Genomic DNA, 21938 nt, shown 5'->3' on the forward strand with positions numbered 1-21938 from the left:
ACCTGACGGCTCGGAAAATACGGAAAACAAAGACAATTTAGAGCATGTCCTGATCAATCTGATCAGGACATGCTCTAATATCCATCCCCTGCTGATCCATGCAAAAAGGCCGCCCGATCGCTCGGACGGCCTTTTTGCGGGCGGCGTGAAATGGTCGGGCGCTGAGGCGTCAGGCTTTGGTCGAACGATGATGGGCATGCTGCGCGGGATGCGAGGTCCGCGGGGCTTGCGAGCGTTCGATGCAACTGTCGGTCACCGTCTTCGAACAGACCGGCGGCGTGCCGGTCGGCGTCGCGGCATCGGCGGCGCCCATCACGAAGGCGAGGCCCAGGCCGGCGATCGTGGCGGTCATGGCGGTGAAATGCAGTGCGGTCTTCAACATGATCCGGTCCTTTGCTGGGGCGGGACGGGGCTTGCGGTAGCGTCCTGCGCTGAAAGGACAATGCTCCGAGGGCGCTCGAAAGGCACGTTAAGGCTTGGACAGAATCCGGACGGATAGCTGATGTCGATCGGCTATAAGATATTGATCGGATTAAGATATTATCATGACCGTGACGGTTGGCCGACATTAACATCGCGTCATCCGGCGCGCGGTTGCCTCAATCGAGCCCGGCCGCCAGTTCGGGGTGGTCGCGCAGATAGACGCGCAGCTTCGTCATGAAGGCGTCGGTCGCGGTTTCGGGGACGCGCGCCAGCCAGGCTTTGGCTTCGTCGATCCGGCCCGCATCGGCGAGCATCCGCGCATGGTTGAACTGGCCGCGGAAATCGCCGCCCTCCGCCGCCTTGGCATAGCAGGCCGCGGCGGCCTCGAGGTCGCGTTCGACCTCCCAGCCATCCTCGTAGAAACTGCCGACGAAGTTGATCGCCTTGGCATTGCCCATCTCGGCGGCCCGCCGGAACAGCGCCAGCGCCGCCGGCCGGTCCTGCGCCACGCCTTCGCCCAGCGTCAGCGAGGTCGCATAATTATAGAGGCCCCATTCGAGCCCGCGGTCGGCGGCCGCCTTGAACCACTCGGCCGCGCGGGCCTTGTCGATCGCGACGCCCCAGCCGAGATCGTAGCAGCGGCCGATCATGTTGATCGCCATCGCATGGCCCTGCTGCGCCGCCTTGAAGAACCAGCCGACCGCGGCCTGCTGATCCCTGGCGACGCCGGTGCCGTCGAGCAGCATCTGGCCATAGACCGCCTGTGCGTCGGCGACCCCGCCCTCGGCGGCGACCCGGACGAATTCGGCACGCTCCTCGGGCGGGCCACCGAGCCGGCGGGCCATCTCGGCGGCATCCATCGCCAATATCGCATCGATCGTCAGGGTCATCTGGTCATGTCCGAAAAAGAAAGGCCCGCTCCTCTGGTCGAGGAGCGGGCCATATAAGGCGCCGAAGCGCGTCGTCAGATCAATATTTGAAGTTGAGCGTCGCGAAGGCCGAGCGGCCCGGCGCGATCGACGCATAGTGCGCGGTATAAGCCTGGTTGAAATAGGTCTTGTTGGTGAGGTTCTGGACGTTGACGCCGAGGTCGAGCTGATCGTTGATCTTCCAGCCGGCGCGCGCATCGAAACGCCAGTAGCTGGGGATCGTACGGACCAGGATCTTGGTCGCCGGGTTCACCGTGACGACTCCGGCGTTGGTTTGGGTCGCGGTGCGGTTGTCCGAATATCCACCGAACACCCGGCTGGTATAGAAGGCGCCGCCGCCGACCGAGAGTGCCGAGGTCACCTGATAGTTCGACCAGAAGGTGAAGCTGTGCTTCGCGGTCTGCGGGAACTGGCGGCCGGTGTTGACCGAAGGAACCAGCACGGTCTTGGCCGCCTGGATGACGATCGTGCCTTGGGTGATCGCAGCCGCGGTCAGCGCGGTGGTGCCGCCATCGACGATCTTGGCGTCGAGATAGCTGTAGCCGCCGGTCACGTTCCATTTGTCGGTGATGTTGCCGGCGAAGCCGAACTCGACGCCGCGCACACGCCGCTCACCGATATAGGCGACCGTATTCGCATCGACCGTCGTGCGGGCATTCTTGGTCTCGGTCTGGAACACTGCCGCGTTCACCGAAAGACCCCCGTCGAGGATTTCGGCCTTGCCGCCGACCTCGATCGATTTGGTCTTCTCGACCTTGAGCGAGTCCTGGATCGTCGCGACCGTGCTCAGCGCATTGCCTTCCGAACCTTCGCCGAGCAACGCGTTCGGCGGCGTCGAAGACGTCGCATAGGAGGTGTAGAGACTGGTGTTGGCGGTCGGCTTGAAGATCAGGCCCGCCTGATAGTTGAAGGTGCTATCGTGCCGGCTGACCACCGGACGCGCGCCATTCGCCAGCGGCAGCACCGTCTTCGATGTGAAGCGGTCGTAACGCGCGCCGAGGTTGAGGATCAGCTGCTCGGTGAGCGTGATCGAATCGAACCCGTAGATCGCCTTGGTGTAGGCCGTGTTGATCGTGTGGGTCGGCGGCAGCCCCTTGGTGATCGGGGTCGGTGTGCCCGTCACCGTGTCGTTGGTGTAGTTGACGAAATTGTCGTCGGGATTCGGATTGAACAGGCTGGTGCAATAGCCGCGCGCGAGTGCCAGCGTGGTGCAGCGTGCCGGGGTGATCGTCGAGCCGCTCGCCAGGACATAGGCGCCGCGGTCGGCCTTCTCATAACTATATTCGCCACCGACCGAGAAGCTGTGCTTGATCGATCCCGTGTCGATGGTGCCGTAGAAATCGGCCTGGTCGGACAGGTTGTCGGTGGTGCTGAAACGGGTATTGGCCCGGCGCCATACCAGTCCGCCCGCCGTTGCGGTTGCGGCGGCGTTGGTGCCGTAGACATTGCCCTGCTGGTCGTCTGGCTGGGTGTAGATATAGGCTTGAGTGGCGTGGCCATAGCGCGCGGTGTTGCGGAATTTGATGCCATCGCCGAAATCATGTTCGAACTGCATCGTCGCCTGGTCGGTCTTGCTGTCGCGGAAATCGCGATTCTTGAGGCCGTAGAAGGTGCTGCGATCGACCTTGCCGGTCGCACCGCTGATCGTGGTGCCGGTGCCGACCAGCGGCTCCGAATAGATCGTGCCGGTGCCGGGTGCGTTACCGATCGTGTAGAAATAGGGAATGCCGCTGTCGGGCAGTTCGTCGGTGTCGAGATGATAATAGGACAGGGTGAGCTTGGTCGGGCCTTCCATGCCGATCCGCACCGACGGCGCCACACCCCAGCGCTTCTGGAAGATCGCGTCGCGCCCGGCGACGTCCTGATCGTGCCACATCGCGTTGAGCCGGAAACCGACCATGTCCGACAGGCGGTAGTTCACGTCGCCGGTGATGCGCTTGTAATTGTCGGTGCCGTAGCTGGCGCTGCCCGCGACGAAATTGTCCTTCTGCGGAAGCTTCGAGACGATGTTGAGCGAGCCGCCGGCGCTGCCGCGTCCGCCGAGCGTCGAATCCGAACCGCGGACGACCTGGATCTGCTCGACCGCGAACACTTCGCGGCTCTGCGCGCCGATGTCGCGGACGCCGTCGATATAGGTCGATCCCTGGCTGTCGAAGCCGCGGATGAAGGGGCGGTCGCCGATCGGGTTACCGCCTTCGGCCGCGCCGAAGGTGATGCCGGGCACGGTGCGCAGCGCATCGACCAGCGTCGCCGAACCGGTGTCCTTGATCACCTGCTTGTCGATCACGACCACCGAGCGCGGCGTATCGAGCAGCGGCGCGACCGCCTTCGGGCTCTCGACCCGCTCGGCCTTGTAGCCCTGGTCGTCGATCGCGGTGTCGGTGACCGTGACGCCGCCGAGGCTCTTCTGGTTGACGGGGGCAGGCGGCGTCGCCGCGGTCTGCGCGGCGGCGGGCGCCGAGGCGATGAAACCGACGCACGCCATGGCGAGGAAGCCCGGCGATCCGATCGCGGTCGATGTGTCGTGTCTGGAGACGGTCATATTACCCCTTTGGTGCTGTTGGTCCGGTGGAGGCGCCTGCATCGGGCGTCTCTTCGTCGTTGAGGATGTCGGTGGCGCGGTGCGCCCGGTCAGGTTCGAAGCTCGGCGCGGGCGCGAAATGTCGGGAAACTTTCACCAGTGCCGCCTTGGGCGGCGTCGTTGGGCGCACGCCCAGCCGCAAGCGTTCGGCGTGCGTGGTGATGAAGCTCGGTGATGCCCCGCCGTGCCATGCTTCAGATCCCCTGTGCGTGCGGGCGAAACCCGCTTGCAGCTAATGCGATTGCTACTAAGAATGAATCGCAACGAGGGGCTATTTATTGATGCGGGCCGGCCGGTCCATCGAAAGCCGAAACATTGGGAAATGGTATATAAATGCCAATGTTTGAAGACAGATATTCCTGCCATCCTGCCCAGAGTGCGAACGACGTGGGCATGATGCGGATATTGCTGCTTGAGGACGACCGCGACGCGCGGGCCTATCTGATTCGCGGTTTGTCGGAACTGGGGCACAGCGTCGCGTCGGAAAGCAGCGGCAAGGCGGCGTTGCGCCTGATCCTCGCCGAGAGCTTCGACGTGCTCATCCTCGACCGGCTGGTGCCCGAACTCGACGGGCTGACGGTCCTGCGCCTGGCGCGCGAGGCCGGTTGTCAGACTCCGGCGATCATCCTGTCGGCGATGGCCGGCATCGAGGATCGGGTCGCCGGGCTCGAGGGCGGTGCCGACGACTATCTGGTCAAGCCGTTCGCCTTCGCCGAACTCGCCGCGCGGCTGGTCGCACTCGCCCGGCGTCCCCCGCCCGGGGACGGGGAGCAGGCGACGATGATCCTGCGCGCGGGCGACATCGAGATGGATCTCGTGCGCCGGACAGTCCGCCGCGCCGGCAAGCCCGTCGACCTCCAGCCGCGCGAATTCAGCCTGCTCGAATATCTGGTGCGCAACGCCAACCGCGTCGTCACCCGCACGATGCTGCTCGATCGGGTGTGGAATTTCGGCTTCGACCCGAAGACCAACATCGTCGAAACCCATATCAGCCGGCTGCGCACCAAGCTGAACGCCGGCCATGCCGGCAACGCCATCCATACGGTCCGGGGGTCGGGCTATATTCTCGTCACCGATGAAGCTTAGCCCCTGGCCCCGCACCGTCCGCGGACTGTCGATCGTCGTCGCCACCATATCGGGGCTGGCGATGCTGCTGATCGGTGCCGCGACCGTCTACACCTCGCACGAGGAGATCGAGGCGCAGATCGATCAGCGGATCGAACTCGAGATGGAGGCGCTGCTCGCCTTCCGCGCGACCCACAGTACCGAGGAACTCGCCCGTGTCGTCCAGGCGCGCGACGGGGTCACCGTCGGCCATAGCGGCTATCTGGCCGACGTCGACGGCGCCTATCGGATCATGGGCTATGCCGTATCCGATGCCCAAGGGCATCGGCTGGCGGGGTCGCTGATCGCCCGTATCCCGCCCGACGGCTGGGACGAGTTCCTGCCGATCCGGCGCCCCGACGGCACCCGCGGCTTCGCGCAGGCGCTGACCCGGTCGCTACCCGATGGCGGCCATATCGTCGTGGCCGGCGACCGGCTGTCGCTCAATCGCACCGACCATCGGATCATCGTGCTGATCCTGATCGGCCTGGGCACGATTCTGCTGACCGGCATCGTCGGCACCTTCGCCTTCGGCCGGCTGGTCCATGGCCGCCTGCAGGCGATCAGCGACACCGCGCAGGCGATCATGGAAGGCAATTATGCGCGCCGGGTGCCGCTCGACGGTTCGGGCAGCGAATTCGACCGGCTGTCGCATATCCTCAACGACATGCTCGCGCGGATCGAAACGCTGATGCGCAACCTGCAGCAGGTTTCGAGCGACATCGCCCATGACATGCGCACCCCGATCACCCGGATCCGACACCAGATGGACGGCCTGCTCGGCACCGAGGACCGGCCGGCATCGATCGAGGCGATCCGTCGGATGATCGCGGATACCGATGCGCTGCTCGATCTGTTCACCGGGCTGCTCGGCGTGTCCGAGGTCGAGGGATTCGTCGCGCGCCGGCGCTTCAGGCCGGTCGCGCTCCACGAAGTGGTCGATGAGATCGTCGAGGCCTATCGACCGACCTTCGACGAGGAGGATCGCTACCTCTCGCCGACGCTGATGCCGGTGACGGTGAACGGCGACGAGCAATTGCTCAAGCGTGCGCTCGCCAACATCCTCGAAAATGTGCTCGCCCATGCCGGGCCGGGGGCTGGCGTGATCATCGACCTGGCCGTCGCGAACGGGATGGCCGAACTGCGCGTCGCCGATGACGGTATCGGCGTCGCCCCCGGCACGGAAAAGGCGATCTTCGAACGGCTCACCCGGCTCGAGCCGTCGCGCGGCCGGCCCGGTCATGGGCTCGGCCTGGCTATGGTGCGTGCGATCGCGCTGGCGCATCGCGGCACCGCCGAGGTCGATCCGATCGGCCGCGGCTTGACCCTCGTGCTGCGTTTCCCGCTGATCGAGCCGCCGGCCGCCGGCTGATGGGGCTTGCCCCCGATCCGCGCCCGCGCTCTACAGGCGGCGACAGCAAGAAAAGCGAGAGGCCTGCATGATCGAACCCCATGTCCGTCCCGACGTCCGTGCGTTTCTCGACATGATGGCGGCCAATCCGCGTCCGGCCTTCACCGCCGAATTTCTTGCCGAGATCCGCAAGATGCCAGCCGAGATGATGGCGTCGCTCGATCTGCCGGTCGGCGATCTCGCGGTCGATCGCAGCCTGACGATGCCGGGGCCCGGCGGCGAGATCGGCCTGCGCCTGTTCGATCCGCGCGCGGACCGCGGCCCGGGTCCGGTGGTCGTCTTCTTTCACGGCGGCGGTTTCGTCGTCGGCAGCATCGCGACCCATGCCGCGCTCGCGGCCGAGATCGCCCGGTCGCTCGACCTGCCGGTGATCTCGGTCGAATATCGGCTGGCGCCCGAGCATCGCTGGCCGGCGGCGCCCGACGATGCCGAGGCGGCGGCGCGCTGGATCGCCGACAATGGCGGTGCCTTCGACCGTCGCTTCACCGGCCTGGTGATCTGCGGCGACAGCGCCGGCGGAACGCTGACCATCGTCACCACCCTCGCGCTGCGTGACCGCCCCGCGGCGCTGCCGGTGATCCTGCAATTTCCGATCTATCCGGGCGCCGATATCGGCGGCGATTATCCGTCGGGCCGGGCCTTCTCGACCGGCTATGGTCTCGATGCCGCCGATATGAAGCTTTACGACGAACATTATGGCGCAGATTTTCGCGATTGGCGGGGGACGCCGCTCTTGGCCGGCCAGGCCGGCCTGCCGCCGACGTTGGTCGTCACCGCGGCGCTCGATCCGCTGCGCGACCAGGGTCGCGCTTATGCCGCGGCGACGATCGCCGCGGGGGTGCCGACCAGCTATCGCGAGATCGGCGGGACGATCCACGGCTTCGCCACCTATCGCCGGGTCATCCCCTCGGCGGTGGCCGACCTCGCCGCGATGCTCGATCTCGCGCGAGCGATGATCGCCGAAAGCCTCGCCGGCTGAACCTCAGGCCGGCTGCCCCGCGAGATCCTTGAGGGCGACGACCAGCCGGTCCATCTGGCCGGCATCGTTGACGAACGACGGGGACACCCGCACGCAGGCCCCCTTGGCGACCCCGAACCGCTCGATCGTGAAGATGCGGTGGCGGTCGAACAGCGCCTTGCGCAGCGCGACATTGGCCTCCCCGCTGGTTCGGCCCCGGATCCGCAGCGAGGTGATGCCCGCGCTCATCGCCGGATCGGCGGGGGTCAATATGTCGAACCGGTTATCGTCGCGCAGCGCCTCGGCCCAGCGGTCGCGCAGATAGCGCAGCCGATGCGCCTTGGCGGCGAGCCCGATCGACTGGTGGACGTCGATCGCGTCGGGCACCGTCAGCATCGCCGCGAAGTTGACGGTGCCGGTGTGGATGCGCGCATCGATCCGGTCGCTCGGCCCTTCGAGCAGCGACGGATCGATGTCGGGGATGCGCCCCTTGCGGATATAGACCAGTCCGACGCCGAGCGGGCAGGCGATCCATTTGTGGAGATTGAGCCCGGCGAAATCGACATCGAGATCGCGCAGCGAGAAGTCGACCTGGCCGAGCGCATGGCCGACGTCGAGCAGCACGTCGACATTCTTCGCCTTGGCCAGCGCGATGATCTCCTTTGCAGGCGGCACCAGCCCGGTGCGATGGCTGAGCTGGGTGAGCAGCATCAGCCGGATCTTCGGATTCCTTTCCAGCGCCTGCGCATAGGCGTCGATGATTCCCTGGCGGGTCGCGGGTTCGGGCAGGTCGATCCGGACGACCTCGACCCCGCGCAGCCGGCCGAGCGACGCCATGCCGGTCTGCATCGCGTCATAATCGAGATCGGCATAGAGCACCGCGTCGCCGGGCTTCAGCCGGTTGTAGCCGCCGATCAGCACCGCCATCGATTCGCTGCCGCCGCGGGTGAAGGCGATCTCGTCTCGGTCGACTCCGAGCAAGGCTGCGGCCCGGGTACGGACCTCACCGGCGTCGGCGGCATAGTCGCCGCGGGTGTAGAGCGTGGTCTCGCGGTTGATGCGGTCGGTGCGCGCCTCGAACGCCAGCCGCACCGAGCGCGGCATCGATCCGAAATGGCCGGCCTCGAGCGGGATCACGCCGGCCGGCGGTGGGTCGAACAACGCCGCGACCTGGGCCCAATGCGCCTCGTCGCGCGCCAGTTTTTCGGGTGGCAGATCGGTCGCCGGCGCGCGGGCGGCTATGGGGGCGCTCGCCGCGACGGCACCGGCGGCGGCAAGAAGCGTGCGTCGGGACATATCCATGATCGGTCGCCTATGGAGGATGGTGCGTTGCATCATCATGACGGGTCGCGGCGGCCGGCGGCAATCTCTTTCGAAGCGCATGGAGCGCGATCCGATTTCCGATTAGGCTGCGGCCATGGCCCATACCCATACCCATCCGCGCCTGCGCAACCTGCGCGTCCATGACGACGGCGTCGATGCCTGGCGGATGGCCGACATCGCGCCGCCGCCCGAGCTGGCCGGGCTGATCGGTGGCTATGGCGATTATGACGAGCGCACCGGCAGTTTCACGACCCGGCGTGAGTTGCCGCACGCGCAGGCGGTGCTGATCGTCAATCTCGGCGCGCCGCTGGCAATCGTCGGCGGCGACGCGCGCGAGATCGTCCTCAACGCCGGCGAGGCGTTCGTCGCCGGGGCGCATCTGCGGCCGGCGCTGTCGCGATCGATGGGCGCGCAGGCCGGAATCCATGTCTTCCTGCCGCTCGCCAGCCTGCGGCGGCTGGTGGGGGTGCCGCTCGACCGGCTGCTCGACCGGGTCGTCCCGCTCGATGCGCTGCTCGGCGGCGATGCCACCCGCTTCTGTGCGGCGCTGGTCGAAGCCAACGACATGGACCGGCGGATCGCGCTTCTCGACGCGGCGCTGATCCGGCGCTTCGCCACGCGCCCGGTGCTGCCCGCGGCGCAGCGCCATGCGCTCGCGCTGCTGTACAGCCGGCCCGATCTCGACATCGCCGAGGTCGCGCGCGACATCGGCTGGAGCCGCAAGCATCTCGCCGATCGGGTGCGCGACGCGACCGGGGTCGGGCCGCGCAGCTGGCGCCGGCTGATCCGCTTCGAAAGGCTGGTCGGCGGGATGGCGGGCGAGCAGGCCCCCGACTGGGCCGACCTCGCCATTGCGACCGGCTATTGCGACCAGTCGCACATGATCCGCGAGTTTCGCGAATTCGCCGGGATGACGCCGGGCGACTATCGTGCGCGTTCGCTGCCCGGTGGCGGCGGGTTGGTCGAACATTGAGGTGCGTTTGATCCAATCCGCGATGCCTGGGATCCGCTACGCCGTGAGTCGAAGGAGACGACCATGCCCAAGCAATCGCTGATCCCCTGCCTGCGCTACGCCGATGCCCCCGCGGCGATCGAGTTTCTGTGCACCGCTTTCGGCTTCACCCGCCACGCGGTCTATGCCGACGATGCCGATCCGAGCCTGATCCACCATGCCCAGCTTCAGCTGGGCGACTCGCTGGTGATGCTCAGTTCGGCGCGACCCGGTCCCGCGACCGATCTCTATCGCTGGAAGACCCCGGCCGAAGCCGGCGGGGTCACCGGTTGCGTCTGCTGCGTGATCGACGATCCCGACGCGCATTTCGCAAGGGCCAAGGCCGCCGGTGCCGACATCGTCACCGAACCGCACGACAATGAAGGCTATCCGGGCCGCAGCTACAATGTCCGCGACCCGGAAGGGAATGACTGGGACTTCGGAACCTACGATCCCTGGGCCTGAGATTATTTCAGCGTCCGGCCGAAGAACGCGACCAGCTGCCGGTTGAAATCGGCGTGGAAGGCGGTGCGGTCGAAACCGGCGGTGCTGCGGCAGATCATCGGCACCTGCGCGGCGAGCGCGGCCGAGCAGGGGCTGAGAAAATCGTAATGGCCGGCGCCGGCGACGACATGATAATCGGGCGGGGTCGGCAGGTCCTGCCGCACTGCGCTCGCATAATAAGGATCGGGCAGCACCTGGTCGTCGGCGGCGCGCCACAGCTGGACCGGCACCGTCACCGCGGCGAGCCCCGCCTTGCCGAAGGCGAAGCCCAGCGCCGGTGCCGCCGACACCACCGCCTTGATCCGCGCATCATGGGTCCAGACGATCGGCCGCGGCAGCGCCGGCAGATGGCCGCGCACGATCTGGCAATCCTCGAACGCCGGATGCGCCTGGCAATGCGCGACCATCGCGGTCAGGTCGGGCTCGGCGCCCGCCGCGGACAGCACGGTGAAGCCGCCCGCCGAAAAGCCGAAGGCGCCGATCCGCGCCGGATCGATCCGGCCATGATCGCGCCAGCCGCCGAGCATATAGTCGGCGAGCAGCTTCAGCTGGCGCGGACGCTCCCAGACCGCGGTGGCTGCGCCGGTGTCGCGCCAATTGTCGCCGCTATGGGTAAGCGCGGCGGCGACATAGCCCGCCTCGGCCAGCGCGATCGCGGTATCGGCATGGCCGGCATACGAACCGCCATGGCCGTGCGACATCAGGATCAGTGGCAGCCGCTCGCCCTTCGGTGCCGCATCGGGGGCGACCGTCTGGCCGCCCAGCTCGATCCGTTGCGCGCTCGGCGTGGCATCGGTGGGATACCAGATGCCGATCTCGATCGGCGGCCCCTGCGGGTCGGGGATGGTCAGATGCTGGAAGCCGACCGATGCGGCGAGCACGGGCGCGGCGGCGAGGGTGGCAAAGGCGAGGAGTAGCGTGGCGATGAAGCGGCGCATCGATCGATCCTGTTGGTGGCTGAGACCCTCCTGCTCGGCGGAAGATGCTCGATTTCCCAGCGCGCTTTCGCGAATGGGCGAACGGGTTCGCGATCGGGCGAACCGCCGTTATAGAACGGCGCCATGCGGAATGGGGTCTTGCCGAAATCGCTGCGCTATTGGGCCGTCGATCTTTCGATCGCGACCGCCGGCGGACTGTTTCTCGGCCTGATCGGACCGTTCGGCAGCTATTTCAACGGGCCGCCCTGGCAACGTGCCGCCTTTCAGATCGCCTGTTTCTGGCTGGGAACGCTGATCTACGGCGTCGGTATCAGGCTGCTGATCGGGCGCCGGTTTCGCGGTGCCGTGCTGTGGGTCGCGGTGGTGACGCTGGTCGCGATCCTGACCTGGCCCTTCTCGCTGCTGGTCGCCGCGCTCGCCCGCGCGATCTGGCCGTTCCTCGGCTGGCTGTCGCCGGCGAGTTGGTATTGGCAGGGGCTGATCACCGCCGAGCCGTTCGTGATCGGGCTGACCTTTCTCGCGCTTCACCGCGGCCGTCGCGACACGCTCGCGGATGAGGCGGTCGCATCCGAGCCTCCGGTGACCGGCGGCTTGCTGGGCATCCGTCCGCAGCATGTCCTGTGCCTGCAGATGGAGGATCATTATGTGCGGGTGCATCATGACGCGGGCTCGCGGCTGGTGCTGGCGACGCTGGGCCAGGCGATCGCCGAACTCGGCGATGCCGATGGCCGGCAGGTTCACCGTTCATGGTGGGTCGCGCGCAAGGCCGTGGCCGCGGTCGAAAGCGAGGGCCGCAACCTGCGCCTGCGGCTGAGCAACGGCGTCAGCGCGCCCGTCGCACGGGCCTCGGTGGCGCCGTTGCGCGCCGCGGGATGGATCGCCCCGCAATAGCGAAAAAGCCGGCTGCCCGATCGGGTGCGTGATCCCCGTCACGCGCGCCATGCCCGACTCGCGCCTATCGTCGACCGGTCGGATGGGACTCGGGGCGGGGGAGGTTCCCCGGTGCCTGCCGCGTCGGGAGATGACCAATGCCAGTGATTGCCTTTGCCGAACCCCACACAGCGCGGCTGACCGCCAGCTCCAGGCTCGCTTCGGCGCGCCAGGCCTTCAACCGCGAGAAGACGACGCGGCTGCGGCTCGACGCGAACAAGCTGTTCAGCGCGGCGCATCTGCTCAAGCTCGCGGGGCTGCTGCCGCTCGAGGAGGTGTCGGTGATCCTGGCGGGCGAGGAGAAGCGCGAACAGGCGCTGTCGTTCGCGCGCTCGGGGCATCTCGAACGCGCCGAGGAGCGGCTCGAGCAGGCGGTCGCCATCTCCGCCGATGCCGAGCTGTCCGACCATGCGATGGTCGCGATCCGTGCATCGCAGCTCGCGGTCGAGGCCTATCTCGCCTATCGGCGCGGGCGCTTCGATGCCGCGATCCGCGACCTTGAGGTCGCGATCGAGGCATGCGTGCTGCTCGAGACCCGTTTCGACCATGACATGGAGTTTCGCCGTGTCCATCTCGCCCGCAACATATTGCGGGTGCGCAGCTTCTGCGCGCCGGCCGCCGAGGTCGTCGCCGAGACGATCGACCTGCTGCGCTACATCGGCGGCGACCCGTCGCGCTGGCCGTTCGCGGCCGGGCGCGGCGTCGGCGAGCCGGTGCGGATGACCGCCGGCCAGCGTGCCTGGGCGATCGACGAGGTGCTGGTCAACTTCGCGCTCGCCGAGCTCGACATCTGCGCCGGGCAGGCCTCGATGCCCGACCTGCGCAAGCGCCAATATCTGCACGGTCATGTGCTGGCCTCGTTCGAATGGTGCCTGGCGATGATCGCCTGGCGCGCCGACGATGCCCGCGCCTTCACCCGTCACGCCGCCAGCTTCTTCGAATATCGGCTGCAGGATCTGGTCCATGCCGGGCGGATCCTCGACAACATCATCGACGATGGAAGCTTCCTTGGCGCCTGATACGGCCTCGATGTCCGCGGCAGGTGACCCATGACCGCCGCGATGCGTGCGCCGTCCCCCGCGCTTTTTGGCTTGCATGACCCTTGCACCCTCCGTCAGACAGGGCGTTCCGGCAGCGGGACGGGGTGGTTTCGTGAGACCTTGCCGCCGGTCGCCCATGAGGGGGCAGGCAAGATGGGTTATGACGGTATCAGGAAATCGGCCTCGGCGGGGATCGGCACCCCGGCCACCGAGCCCCGCTACCGTGCGTTCATCAGCTACAGCCATGCCGACGAGCGGGCCGCGCTGAGGCTCCATCGCTGGCTCGAAACCTACAAGATTCCGCGCCACGCGGTCGGCAAGACCACCGCGCGCGGGGTGGTGCCGAAGCGGCTGCTGCCGATCTTCCGCGATCGCAACGAGCTGCCGGCATCGGACAATCTCGATCAGGAAGTGGCATCGGCGCTGTCCGAATCGGCCTGCCTGATCGTGCTGTGCTCGCCCGCCGCCAAGGCGTCGCGCTGGGTCGAGGAAGAGATCAGGCTCTATCGCGCGCTCAACCCCGACGGGGTGGTGCTGGCCGCGCTGATCGACGGCGAGCCGCGCGACTCCTTCCCGGCGACGCTTGCCGGCATGGGGGCCGACGGGGTGCTGCGCGAACCGATCGCCGCCGACTTCCGCCGCCAGGGCGACGGGACCCGGCTGGCGCGGCTCAAGATCGTCGCCGGCATCACCGGCATCGCCCTCGACGAGCTGGTCCAGCGCGATGCGCAGCGGCAGATCCGCCGGGTGATCGCGGTGTCGGTCGCGGCACTCGCCTCGACGCTGCTGATGGGGATGCTGCTGGTGTTCGCGCTCAACGCGCGCAACGAGGCCGAGCATCAGCGCGCCCAGGCCGAAGGGCTGATCGAATTCATGCTGACCGATCTGCGGCTCAGGCTGCAGAGCGTCGGCCGGCTCGACATCCTGACCTCGGTCAACGAACGCGCGCTGGGCTATTATGGCGAACAGGGCGATCTGTCGCGGCTGCCGAGCAATTCGCTCGAGCGGCGCGCACGGGTGCTCCATGCGATGGGTGAGGACGATCAGCGGCGCGGCGATTTCGGCCCCGCGCTCAGCAAGTTCCGCGAGGCGCAGCGCGTCACCCAGGCGCTGCTCGCCGACGATCCCGACGATCCGGCGCGGATCTTCGCGCATGCCCAGTCCGAATTCTATCTCGGCTACACCGACTTCCTCGCCGCGCGCTACGACAATGCGCTGCCGCGGTTCGAGGCCTATCTGCGGCTTGCCCAGCGGCTGGTGAAGATCGCCCCCGGCGACCCGCGCTACCTGCGCGAACTGAGTTATGCCGAGGGCGGGATCTGCTCGCTCGAACTGGCGCGCAAGTCGAATCCGGCCGCCAGCCTCAAGGCGTGCGGCGAGGCGATGGTCGCGATGGAGGCGGTCGAGCGGGCGACCCCGGGCGATCTCGACGTGCGCCGCGACGTCGCCAATCGCCACGCCTGGATGGCCGACGCTTATGTCTCCGCCGACCGTACCCGCGATGCGCTGGCCGAGCGGCGGCGGCAAAATGCCATGCTCGACGCGCTGGTCGCCGCCGATCCGAAGAATGTCGTCTATCGCCAGGACTGGATGCTGGCGCGCTATTCGATCGCGACGGTGCTGCGCGATCTCGGCGAGAAGGGGCTGGCGTCGGCGGCCGCCGGCGAGGCCCGCACCGTCATCGATCAGCTGACCGCCGCTGATCCCGAGAATGAGGATTGGCAGAAATGGCGCAAACGCATCGAGAAAAGCTTTCCGGAAACGTCAAAGGGGGAAAAATGATGGGCTGTCCGATGAATCATGTGGCGCTGGGGTTCAAGGCGCCCCACGCCGAACCATGCGATACGATCCGCTATGTGGTGAGCCTCGGGGTCGATGGCGGTCAGATCAAGCTGACGATGCGCCAGGAAGGCTGCGAGGATCAGGACTATATCGCGATCAAGCAGGATTCGATGGTCGAGGTGACGCTGGTCGGCGACCAGATCTTCTTTTCGAAGCAATATGACGCGATCACGATGAAGGGCGACTGGCAGCATTTCTACGGCGGCATGATCTACGAGGATTATGACAAGGTGGCCAAGCGCTACCGCAAGGTCCGCTTCGCGGCGCGGTTCAATCGCGGCGGCAAGGCCGACACCTGCCATCCTTTCAACGTCAATGTCGACCTTCGGCAGACCGACGTGAAGGGCGAGCCGCACTGGATCCCGCTGACCATCGATCCCGACATCCGGAACCCTCCTCCCACCAATTCGTAACGGGCAGGACAAGGACGGGCAGATCGATGAACGTTGCGACGCTGAGGTCGGTACGGCGGCTGGCACGCTCCGGCGATACCGAACGGGCCTGGCGCCTGTTCGAAGGCAGCGGCCTGCTGTCCGAAACCCGGGATGCCGATGTGCTCAGCCTGAAGGGGCGCCTGATCAAGGATCGGGCGCTCAAGGCGCCGCCGGCCGACCAGGCGCAATTGTTCGGTGCGGCACGCGATGCCTATCTCGAGGCGGCATCGGTCTCGCCGGCGACCTATCCGCTGATCAACGCGGCGACGATCGAGCTGCTCGGCGGTGATCGCGCGCGGTCGCGCGAGCTGGCGGCGCGGATCGTCGCCATGCTCGACAGCGGCGCGCACGAACCCGAAACGCCCTATTGGCTCGGGGCGACACGGGCCGAGGCCTATCTGCTGCTCGACCGCATCGCCGATGCGCAGGCCGCGCTCGGCGATGCGGTCGGTGAGGCGCCGGCGGCGTGGGAGGATCATGCCTCGACCCTGCGCCATTTTCGGCTGATCCTCGACGCGCTGGGCCAGCCCGCCGACTGGCTCGACGCGCATCGCCCGCCCGCGTGCATCCATTTCAGCGGGATCATCCACCTGACCGACGGCGACGGCGTGCGCGACGCGATCGCCGCCGAGTTCGACGCGATCCGGCCCGGTTTCGCCTACGGCGCGCTCGCCGCCGGCACCGACATCATCGCCGCCGAGATCCTCGTCGATCGGGGCGCCGAACTCCATATCGTGCTGCCCTCGTCGGTCGGCGCCTTCCGGCGCGATTCGGTCGCCCGCTTCGGCGAGTCATGGGTCGCGCGCTTCAACCGGCTGCTCGAGGCGGCGATCTCGGTCGAGACCGTCGGCGAAAGCGAGGTCGTGTCCGAGGCCGGAATCGTGATGGCCGATCAGCTCGCGATGGGGCTGGCGATCCGCCAGGCGCGCATCCTCGAAGGCAGCGCGATCGCGCTGCGGATCGGCGACCCCAACTGGTCGCGGCCATCGGTCCGCCCGCTCGACGCGGCATGGGAGGCGCAGGGCCTCCCCGTCCACCGCATTCCCGCCGCGCGCAGCGAATATCCCTCGCTGCCGCTGCCCGCGCTCGCGCGCGAGGTCGCGCTGGCGCTGCCGGTCGGCCATCCGCTCGACGGGCTGCTGGCGGCGGGCGGCAGCCTGGGCGAGGTCCGCGACAATATCGTCGCGATCCGCTTCGCCGAGCCGGCGGTCGCCGCGCGCGCCGCGGTGGCTCTGATCGCCGGGCCCGACGGCGCGAAGATCCCGGTCGGGCTCGATTATGGCCTGTTCGATCCCGAGGATCCGGCGATGAGTCCGTTCGACGGCGCCCGCACGATCGCGATATCGGCGCTGCCGGGCAAGATCTTCGCGTCGCGCGCGGCCGCGCTCGCGCTCGTCCTGACCGCCCCCGATCTCGGCTGCGAGAATTTCGGCGAGATCGCGACCGCACGCGGCAATGTCGCGCTGAGCATCATCGCGGGCTGATACCCGACGGCCGGCATCGGCGGGTTCGACAACTCAGCTGATCATATCCGCCAGCATGCGCGGCGCGACGATCGTCCAGGCGTCGCTGTCGCGGCGGACGATGCCGCGGCGTTCGAGCACCGCGATCGCGCGCGAGGCGGTCTCGCGCGAGACATTGGCGCTCAGCCCCAGCGCGGTGACCTTGGGCTGGGGCCGGATGCGATGCTCCTTGTCGGCCATCCGCATCAGCTCGGCATAGACCCGCCCCGCCGCCGACAGCGTCGTGCGCGCGGCCATCCGGTCGAGCGCCATGTCGAGCTGCCGTGCGAGCAGTCGTGCGAGCCCGGCGGCGATCGGGGCGTTGGCGTCGGCGAGCGCCGCCAGCGTCGTCGTCGCGATCCGCAGCGCCTGGGCCTCACCCTCGACGACGATGTCGGCGCGGTGGGTCGACGGTTCGGGATAGGCGCCGAAGATTTCGCCCGGGCCATGATAAGCGAGCTGCACCCGCTGCCCGTCCCAGCCGATCAGCTGGACATGCACCGCGCCGTCGAGGATCAGCCAGCAATGGTCGCACGGGTCGCCCTGGTGGCCGAGCACGGTGCGGTGGGGCAGGTCGACGACGCGCATCGACCGGTCGAGCAGATCGGCCTGCTCCTCGCCGCACGAGAAGACGGCTGAAATCGCGGTCAGGCGTTCGTCCCTCTGCAAGCCCCGGTCCTCAAGTCCCCAGTGGCGCCATCCGCGAGCGGTTGTGGCAAGCCGATGTCCTCATCGCCTGTATCGACCGATTAGGGAAGCCCGACAATGTTTTGCGCCGATCGCAAAGTGTGACGCCCGTCACGGATTCCTCTGCTGCAGGACAGCATAGTCCCCCTGCGACCCGAGACCGTTCAGGGGGCACTGGCGGTCTCCACTGGCCCGATCCGAAAGGATCGGGCCATTTTTTGTGGCCGGCCGCCGGTCGCTGCCGGTGCGGCCTGTTGACGCCCCGGCGTTACCCGGCTCTGATGGCGGCGGGAGGCCCGCCATGTCCAGAAGCCTGATCATCGCCGCGATCGCGATCGCGGGGCTCGCCGCGCCCGCGGGCGCCGCGCATTATACGCTCGACGCGACCCCAGCGACGGTTGCCTGGGGCCATTATGATGCGGCCAGCAAGCCGGTGCTGACGATTCGGTCGGGCGACAGTGTCACCGTCCACACCCTGATCACCAGCAGCCCGCCGGCGCTCGAAAAGGCCGGGGTCGCCCCCGCCGATGTCCAGCCGAGCCTGCGCGCGATCTTCGCCAACGTCACCGACAAGGGGCCGGGCGGCCATATCCTGACCGGGCCGATCGCGATCGAGGGCGCCGAACCCGGCGACACGCTCGAGATCCGGATCGGCAGGATCGATCTCGATATTCCCTATGCCTATAATGCCTTCCGCTATGGCGCGGGTTTCCTGACCGACGATTTCCCTTATGCGCGGATGAAGATCATCCCGCTCGACCGGAAGCACATGATCGCGAAGTTCGCCCCCGGCATCGATATCCCGCTCGCGCCCTTCTTCGGCAGCATGGGGGTGGCGCCGCCACCCGCCTTCGGCCGCTACGACAGCGCGCCGCCGACGATCATCGGCGGCAATATGGACGACAAGGCGCTGGTCGCCGGCACCACCCTCTATCTGCCGGTCCATGTCCCCGGCGCGCTGTTCCAGGTCGGCGACGGCCATGCGGGGCAGGGCAATGGCGAGGTCGACATCACCGCGCTCGAAACCTCGCTGCAGGGCGACCTGACCTTCATCCTCCACAAGGGCGTCGCGAGTCCCTACCCTCGTGCGGAGACCCCGACCCATTATATCGCGATGGGGTTCGACGACGATCTCAGCAACGCCACCCGCAAGGCGTTGCGCAACATGATCGACTTCCTCGTCGCCGAGAAGAAGATGAGCCGCGACGACGCCTATATGCTGATCAGCGTGTCGGGCGATGTCGAGATCACCGAACTGGTCGACCGCAACAAAGGCGTCCATGTCATGCTGCCCAAGGCGATCTTCACGGCGAAACCCTGACCGAAGCTGGCATATCGGGGGAAGCGTTCCCATCTCCGGACCGCAAGCGGAGGAACATGCCATGGCGACCCGACCCGTCCTGATTCCGGGCCCCGATCATCCGATCACCATCACGCCCGATTCCCGGCGCATCGTCGTCCGGCTTGGCGACAAGATCATCGCCGATACCCGCAGCGCGCTGACCCTTGAGGAAGCGCGCTACCCCGCGGTCCATTATATCCCGCGCGTCGATGTCGACATGGCCGCGCTCGAGCGGACCGACCACAGCACCCATTGCCCGTACAAGGGCGACGCGTCCTATTTCAGCATCCCGGCGGGCGGCGCGCGGTCGGTCAACGCGATCTGGAGCTACGAGCAGCCGCACGACGCGGTCGCCGCGATCCGCGATCATCTCGCTTTCTATCCCGACCGGGTCGACGCGATCGAGGTGGGCTGAACCCGATATCCTCCCAAGGGAGCGGGGAAGGCCTCATTCCACCACCATCAGCCCCGGCACCTCGACCAGCAGATCGCGCGCCAGGAACCCGATCGGCCCGATCTTCGCCGCCGCCGCCTGGCCCGCCTCGCCGTGCAGCCACACCCCCCAGCCGGCGGCGACCAGCGGCGGAGTGCCGCGCGCCATCAGCCCGCCGATGATCCCGGCGAGGACGTCGCCCGATCCGCCGGTGGCGAGCCCGACACAATCGCTGGTGTAGAGCAGCACGCTGCCGTCTGGCGCCGCGACATAGGTCTCGCCGGCCTTCAGCACGACGATCGCGTTGAAGCGCTGGGCGGCGGCGCGCGCGGCACCCTCGGGGTCGCGGGCGATCTCGCCGCGATCGCAGCCGGTCAGCGCCGCCATCTCGCCATGATGCGGGGTCAGCACCACCCGCCCGCCATGCCCCGAAATCACGTCGTCGAGCGTGCCCGCGCACGAGATCGCCGCGGCGTCGAGCAGGATCGACAGGTCGTCGCGCGCCTCGCCCAGCGCCGCGCGCACCAGTTCGTCGGTATGTTCACCCTCGCGCATGCCGGGCCCAAGGATCAGCGTGTCGCAGCGCGCGATCGGTTTCGCCAGCCGCGCGGCCGCCGCCGCGGCGATCTCGCCATCGGCGTCGGCGGGCAGCGCGATCATCGCCGCTTCGGGCACCAGCACCCCGAGCGCGGTCGCCGCCGCCTCGACCGTCGCCATCTGCAGCTTGCCCGCGCCCGCGCGCAGCGCCGCCTCGCCGGTCAGCCGCAACGCGCCGGGGACGAACATCCCGCCGCCGACCAGCAGCACCCGGCCGCGCGCATTCTTGTCGATATCCTCCTGGTGGGTCGCGATCGGATGCGCCAGCCGCCACGGGCTGTCGATCGCGATGCTGCTCATCCGCGCGCCGCCACCGCCGGATCGGGCGCGGACGTCACCGGGGTATTGTCCTGCTCGATCGGCGCGGTGACATTGTAGCGTTCGAGGACGAGCTTGCCGTCCTTGCCCGCGTGCGGATCGAAACGATATTCGGTGATCGAACAATTGGCGACATCGGCCTCGGCATCGATCGCCAGGATCCGCGCCTCGTCGAGATTCTCGATGATGTAGCGCAGGCACAGCACCACCACCTGGTGCGCGACGATCATCACCCGGCGCTCGGCATGGTGGAGCGACACCGTATCGATCAGCGACCGCAGCCGCAGGATCACGTCGCACCAGCTCTCGCCGCCGGGCGGCCGATGGTAGAATTTGCCGAGCACCGACCGGAACTCGGCCTGTTCGGGGAAGATGTTGCGCACCCCGCCGGTGGTGAGCCCGTCGAGGATGCCGAATTCCTTCTCGCGCAGCCGCTCGTCGCAGCAGATCGCCTCATCCGGGTCGGCGCCGCCCGCGGCGCGGAAGCGGCGCGCGGTGTCCATCGCCCGGGCATAAGGCGACGACAGGATGACGTCGGGCCGGTCGTCCTCGCGCCCCTGCGCGAACCAGTGGCCGAGTGCCGCCGCCTGCTGCTCGCCGAGCGGGCTCAGCGGCACGTCGACATCGCGGCCGGTCAGCGCGATCCGGTCGAGCGCGGCGTCATGCGCCAGGTCGCGCGCGACATTGCCCGCGCTCTGGCCATGGCGGACGATCCACAGCTTGGCCGGCCAGCGCTGTCTCACCGGCCCCGCCCAGCCGCGGCAAAGGTATCGCAGCGCGCCGGGTCGCCGGTCTCCAGCCCGATCCGCAGCCATTTCTGCCGGTCGGCGGCGCTGCCATGGGTGAAACTCTCGGGGCTCACCGAGCCCTGGCTCGCCTTCTGCAGCGTATCGTCGCCGACCGCCGCCGCCGCGCCCATGCCCTCCTCGACATCGCCGGGCTCGAGCAGATTCTTGTCGTTCGCGGCCCAGACCCCGGCGAAACAGTCGGCCTGCAGCTCGACCTTGACCTGGATCGCATTGGCCTGCGCCTCGGACACGCGCTGCTGCTCGGCATGCGCCTTGTCGAGGATGCCGAGCAGTTGCTGGACATGATGGCCGACCTCATGCGCGATCACATAGCCCTGCGCGAAATCGCCGGGCGCGCCGAAACGGCGGGCGAGCTCGTCGAAGAAGCTGGTGTCGAGATAGACGCGGTTGTCGGCCGGGCAATAGAAGGGCCCCGCCGACGAACTCGCCTGCCCGCAGCCCGATCGGGTGCCGCCGGGATAGAAGACCAACGTGGTCGGCTGATAGCTCTGGCCGTTCTTGCGGAACAGTTCGCCCCACACCCGCTCGGTCGACCCGAGCACCTTGAGCGAGCGGTGCTGGACGTCGGACAACGCCTTGGGATCCTCCGAACCGCCCGGCACCGTGCTCGACGGCCCGCTGGTCTGGACCTGCCCGTCCTGCATCAGCCCGAGCAGCTGCAGCGGGTTGATCCCCATGATCAGCGCGAGGATGCCGACGACGATGATCCCGCCGCAGCCGAGGCCGCCGCGGCCGAAGGCGAGCCCGGGCAGGCCGAAGCCGCCACCGCCGCTGCCCGACCGGACCTCGTAATTGCTGCTCTCGCTTTCGTCGTCCAGCCGCATCGGTGACGCCCCTCTCTT

General features: G+C 67.8%; 21 protein-coding genes. 12 read left to right on the plus strand and 9 right to left on the minus strand.

What is annotated here, in order from left to right:
• Positions 1-169: 169 nt before the first annotated feature.
• The 3 genes from AC1RM6_RS07135 to AC1RM6_RS07145 all read right to left on the minus strand — a co-directional run bounded on the left by AC1RM6_RS07135 (position 170) and on the right by AC1RM6_RS07145 (position 3894).
• Positions 170-382: a hypothetical protein gene (locus tag AC1RM6_RS07135; RefSeq protein ID WP_493099596.1), complete on the minus strand. Its 213-nt coding sequence runs from the start codon at positions 380-382 to the stop codon at positions 170-172.
• 217 nt (positions 383-599) lie between these two features.
• Positions 600-1313 carry a tetratricopeptide repeat protein gene (locus tag AC1RM6_RS07140; protein WP_493099597.1) on the minus strand — a complete coding sequence of 238 codons (714 nt, stop codon included), beginning with the start codon at positions 1311-1313 and terminating at the stop codon, positions 600-602.
• A 79-nt stretch (positions 1314-1392) separates the two neighbouring features.
• Positions 1393-3894, minus strand: coding sequence for a TonB-dependent receptor (locus AC1RM6_RS07145; protein ID WP_493099599.1), 2502 nt, complete (start codon positions 3892-3894; stop codon positions 1393-1395).
• A gap of 435 nt (positions 3895-4329) precedes the next feature.
• Between AC1RM6_RS07145 and AC1RM6_RS07150 the strand changes: the two genes are divergently transcribed.
• The 3 genes from AC1RM6_RS07150 to AC1RM6_RS07160 all read left to right on the plus strand — a co-directional run bounded on the left by AC1RM6_RS07150 (position 4330) and on the right by AC1RM6_RS07160 (position 7427).
• On the plus strand, positions 4330-5019 hold the full coding sequence (locus AC1RM6_RS07150) for a response regulator transcription factor (RefSeq protein ID WP_493100589.1): 690 nt from the start codon (positions 4330-4332) through the stop codon (positions 5017-5019).
• A complete protein-coding gene (locus AC1RM6_RS07155) occupies positions 5009-6409 on the plus strand; it encodes a HAMP domain-containing sensor histidine kinase (protein ID WP_493099601.1) in 1401 nt (466 codons plus the stop codon). The genes AC1RM6_RS07150 and AC1RM6_RS07155 overlap by 11 nt, the downstream gene beginning before the upstream one ends.
• A 67-nt stretch (positions 6410-6476) precedes the next feature.
• The gene (locus AC1RM6_RS07160) at positions 6477-7427 is read left to right on the plus strand and encodes an alpha/beta hydrolase (RefSeq protein ID WP_493099603.1); all 951 of its coding nucleotides are present in this window, start codon (positions 6477-6479) and stop codon (positions 7425-7427) included.
• A gap of 3 nt (positions 7428-7430) precedes the next feature.
• On the opposite strand, the gene AC1RM6_RS07165 is transcribed toward AC1RM6_RS07160, so the two are convergent.
• Positions 7431-8708 carry an aminotransferase class V-fold PLP-dependent enzyme gene (locus AC1RM6_RS07165; RefSeq protein ID WP_493099605.1) on the minus strand — a complete coding sequence of 426 codons (1278 nt, stop codon included), beginning with the start codon at positions 8706-8708 and terminating at the stop codon, positions 7431-7433.
• A 115-nt stretch (positions 8709-8823) separates the two neighbouring features.
• Here AC1RM6_RS07165 and AC1RM6_RS07170 point away from each other — a divergent pair, with 115 nt between their 5' ends.
• Both AC1RM6_RS07170 and AC1RM6_RS07175 read left to right on the plus strand, forming a co-directional pair.
• The gene (locus AC1RM6_RS07170) at positions 8824-9702 is read left to right on the plus strand and encodes a helix-turn-helix domain-containing protein (RefSeq protein WP_493099607.1); all 879 of its coding nucleotides are present in this window, start codon (positions 8824-8826) and stop codon (positions 9700-9702) included.
• Between the two features lie 63 nt (positions 9703-9765).
• Entirely contained in the window at positions 9766-10185 is a 420-nt protein-coding gene (locus tag AC1RM6_RS07175; RefSeq protein WP_493099609.1) for a VOC family protein, read from the plus strand.
• A 2-nt stretch (positions 10186-10187) separates the two neighbouring features.
• Here the strand turns inward: AC1RM6_RS07175 and AC1RM6_RS07180 are convergent, their stop codons facing one another.
• Positions 10188-11162 (minus strand): alpha/beta hydrolase family protein, encoded by a 975-nt coding sequence (locus AC1RM6_RS07180; RefSeq protein WP_493099610.1) that lies wholly within the window; start codon positions 11160-11162, stop codon positions 10188-10190.
• A 138-nt stretch (positions 11163-11300) separates the two neighbouring features.
• Here AC1RM6_RS07180 and AC1RM6_RS07185 point away from each other — a divergent pair, with 138 nt between their 5' ends.
• The 5 genes from AC1RM6_RS07185 (at position 11301) to AC1RM6_RS07205 (ending at position 16892) form a co-directional block, all read left to right on the plus strand.
• Positions 11301-12053, plus strand: coding sequence for a LytTR family DNA-binding domain-containing protein (locus AC1RM6_RS07185; protein ID WP_493099612.1), 753 nt, complete (start codon positions 11301-11303; stop codon positions 12051-12053).
• 137 nt (positions 12054-12190) lie between these two features.
• Entirely contained in the window at positions 12191-13111 is a 921-nt protein-coding gene (locus tag AC1RM6_RS07190) for a hypothetical protein (protein ID WP_493099614.1), read from the plus strand.
• Positions 13112-13285: 174 nt separating this feature from the next.
• Complete coding sequence (locus tag AC1RM6_RS07195; RefSeq protein WP_493099616.1) at positions 13286-14914, plus strand: toll/interleukin-1 receptor domain-containing protein; 1629 nt, start codon at positions 13286-13288, stop codon at positions 14912-14914.
• A gap of 11 nt (positions 14915-14925) precedes the next feature.
• Complete coding sequence (locus AC1RM6_RS07200; RefSeq protein WP_493099618.1) at positions 14926-15387, plus strand: nucleotide synthetase; 462 nt, start codon at positions 14926-14928, stop codon at positions 15385-15387.
• Between the two features lie 26 nt (positions 15388-15413).
• Positions 15414-16892: a TRAFs-binding domain-containing protein gene (locus AC1RM6_RS07205; RefSeq protein ID WP_493099620.1), complete on the plus strand. Its 1479-nt coding sequence runs from the start codon at positions 15414-15416 to the stop codon at positions 16890-16892.
• A 33-nt stretch (positions 16893-16925) separates the two neighbouring features.
• Here AC1RM6_RS07205 and AC1RM6_RS07210 read toward each other — a convergent pair whose 3' ends face one another.
• On the minus strand, positions 16926-17579 hold the full coding sequence (locus AC1RM6_RS07210; protein WP_493099622.1) for a Crp/Fnr family transcriptional regulator: 654 nt from the start codon (positions 17577-17579) through the stop codon (positions 16926-16928).
• 319 nt (positions 17580-17898) lie between these two features.
• On the opposite strand from AC1RM6_RS07210, the gene AC1RM6_RS07215 reads away from it, so the two are divergent.
• Both AC1RM6_RS07215 and AC1RM6_RS07220 read left to right on the plus strand, forming a co-directional pair.
• Entirely contained in the window at positions 17899-18918 is a 1020-nt protein-coding gene (locus AC1RM6_RS07215; RefSeq protein ID WP_493099624.1) for an acetamidase/formamidase family protein, read from the plus strand.
• 61 nt (positions 18919-18979) lie between these two features.
• Positions 18980-19354 (plus strand): DUF427 domain-containing protein, encoded by a 375-nt coding sequence (locus AC1RM6_RS07220; protein WP_493099626.1) that lies wholly within the window; start codon positions 18980-18982, stop codon positions 19352-19354.
• Between the two features lie 33 nt (positions 19355-19387).
• On the opposite strand, the gene AC1RM6_RS07225 is transcribed toward AC1RM6_RS07220, so the two are convergent.
• From AC1RM6_RS07225 to ypfJ, 3 genes are read right to left on the minus strand one after another with little or no spacing between them, the layout of a single operon-like run.
• Complete coding sequence (locus tag AC1RM6_RS07225; protein ID WP_493099628.1) at positions 19388-20269, minus strand: NAD(P)H-hydrate dehydratase; 882 nt, start codon at positions 20267-20269, stop codon at positions 19388-19390.
• Complete coding sequence (locus AC1RM6_RS07230; protein ID WP_493099629.1) at positions 20266-21030, minus strand: histidine phosphatase family protein; 765 nt, start codon at positions 21028-21030, stop codon at positions 20266-20268. The genes AC1RM6_RS07225 and AC1RM6_RS07230 overlap by 4 nt, the downstream gene beginning before the upstream one ends.
• Entirely contained in the window at positions 21027-21920 is an 894-nt protein-coding gene (gene ypfJ, locus AC1RM6_RS07235) for a KPN_02809 family neutral zinc metallopeptidase (RefSeq protein ID WP_493099631.1), read from the minus strand. Before ypfJ ends, AC1RM6_RS07230 begins: the two co-directional genes overlap by 4 nt.
• Between the last annotated feature and the right edge of the window lie 18 nt (positions 21921-21938).

This window comes from Rhizorhabdus sp. GW822-FHT03C02, from assembly GCF_058801765.1.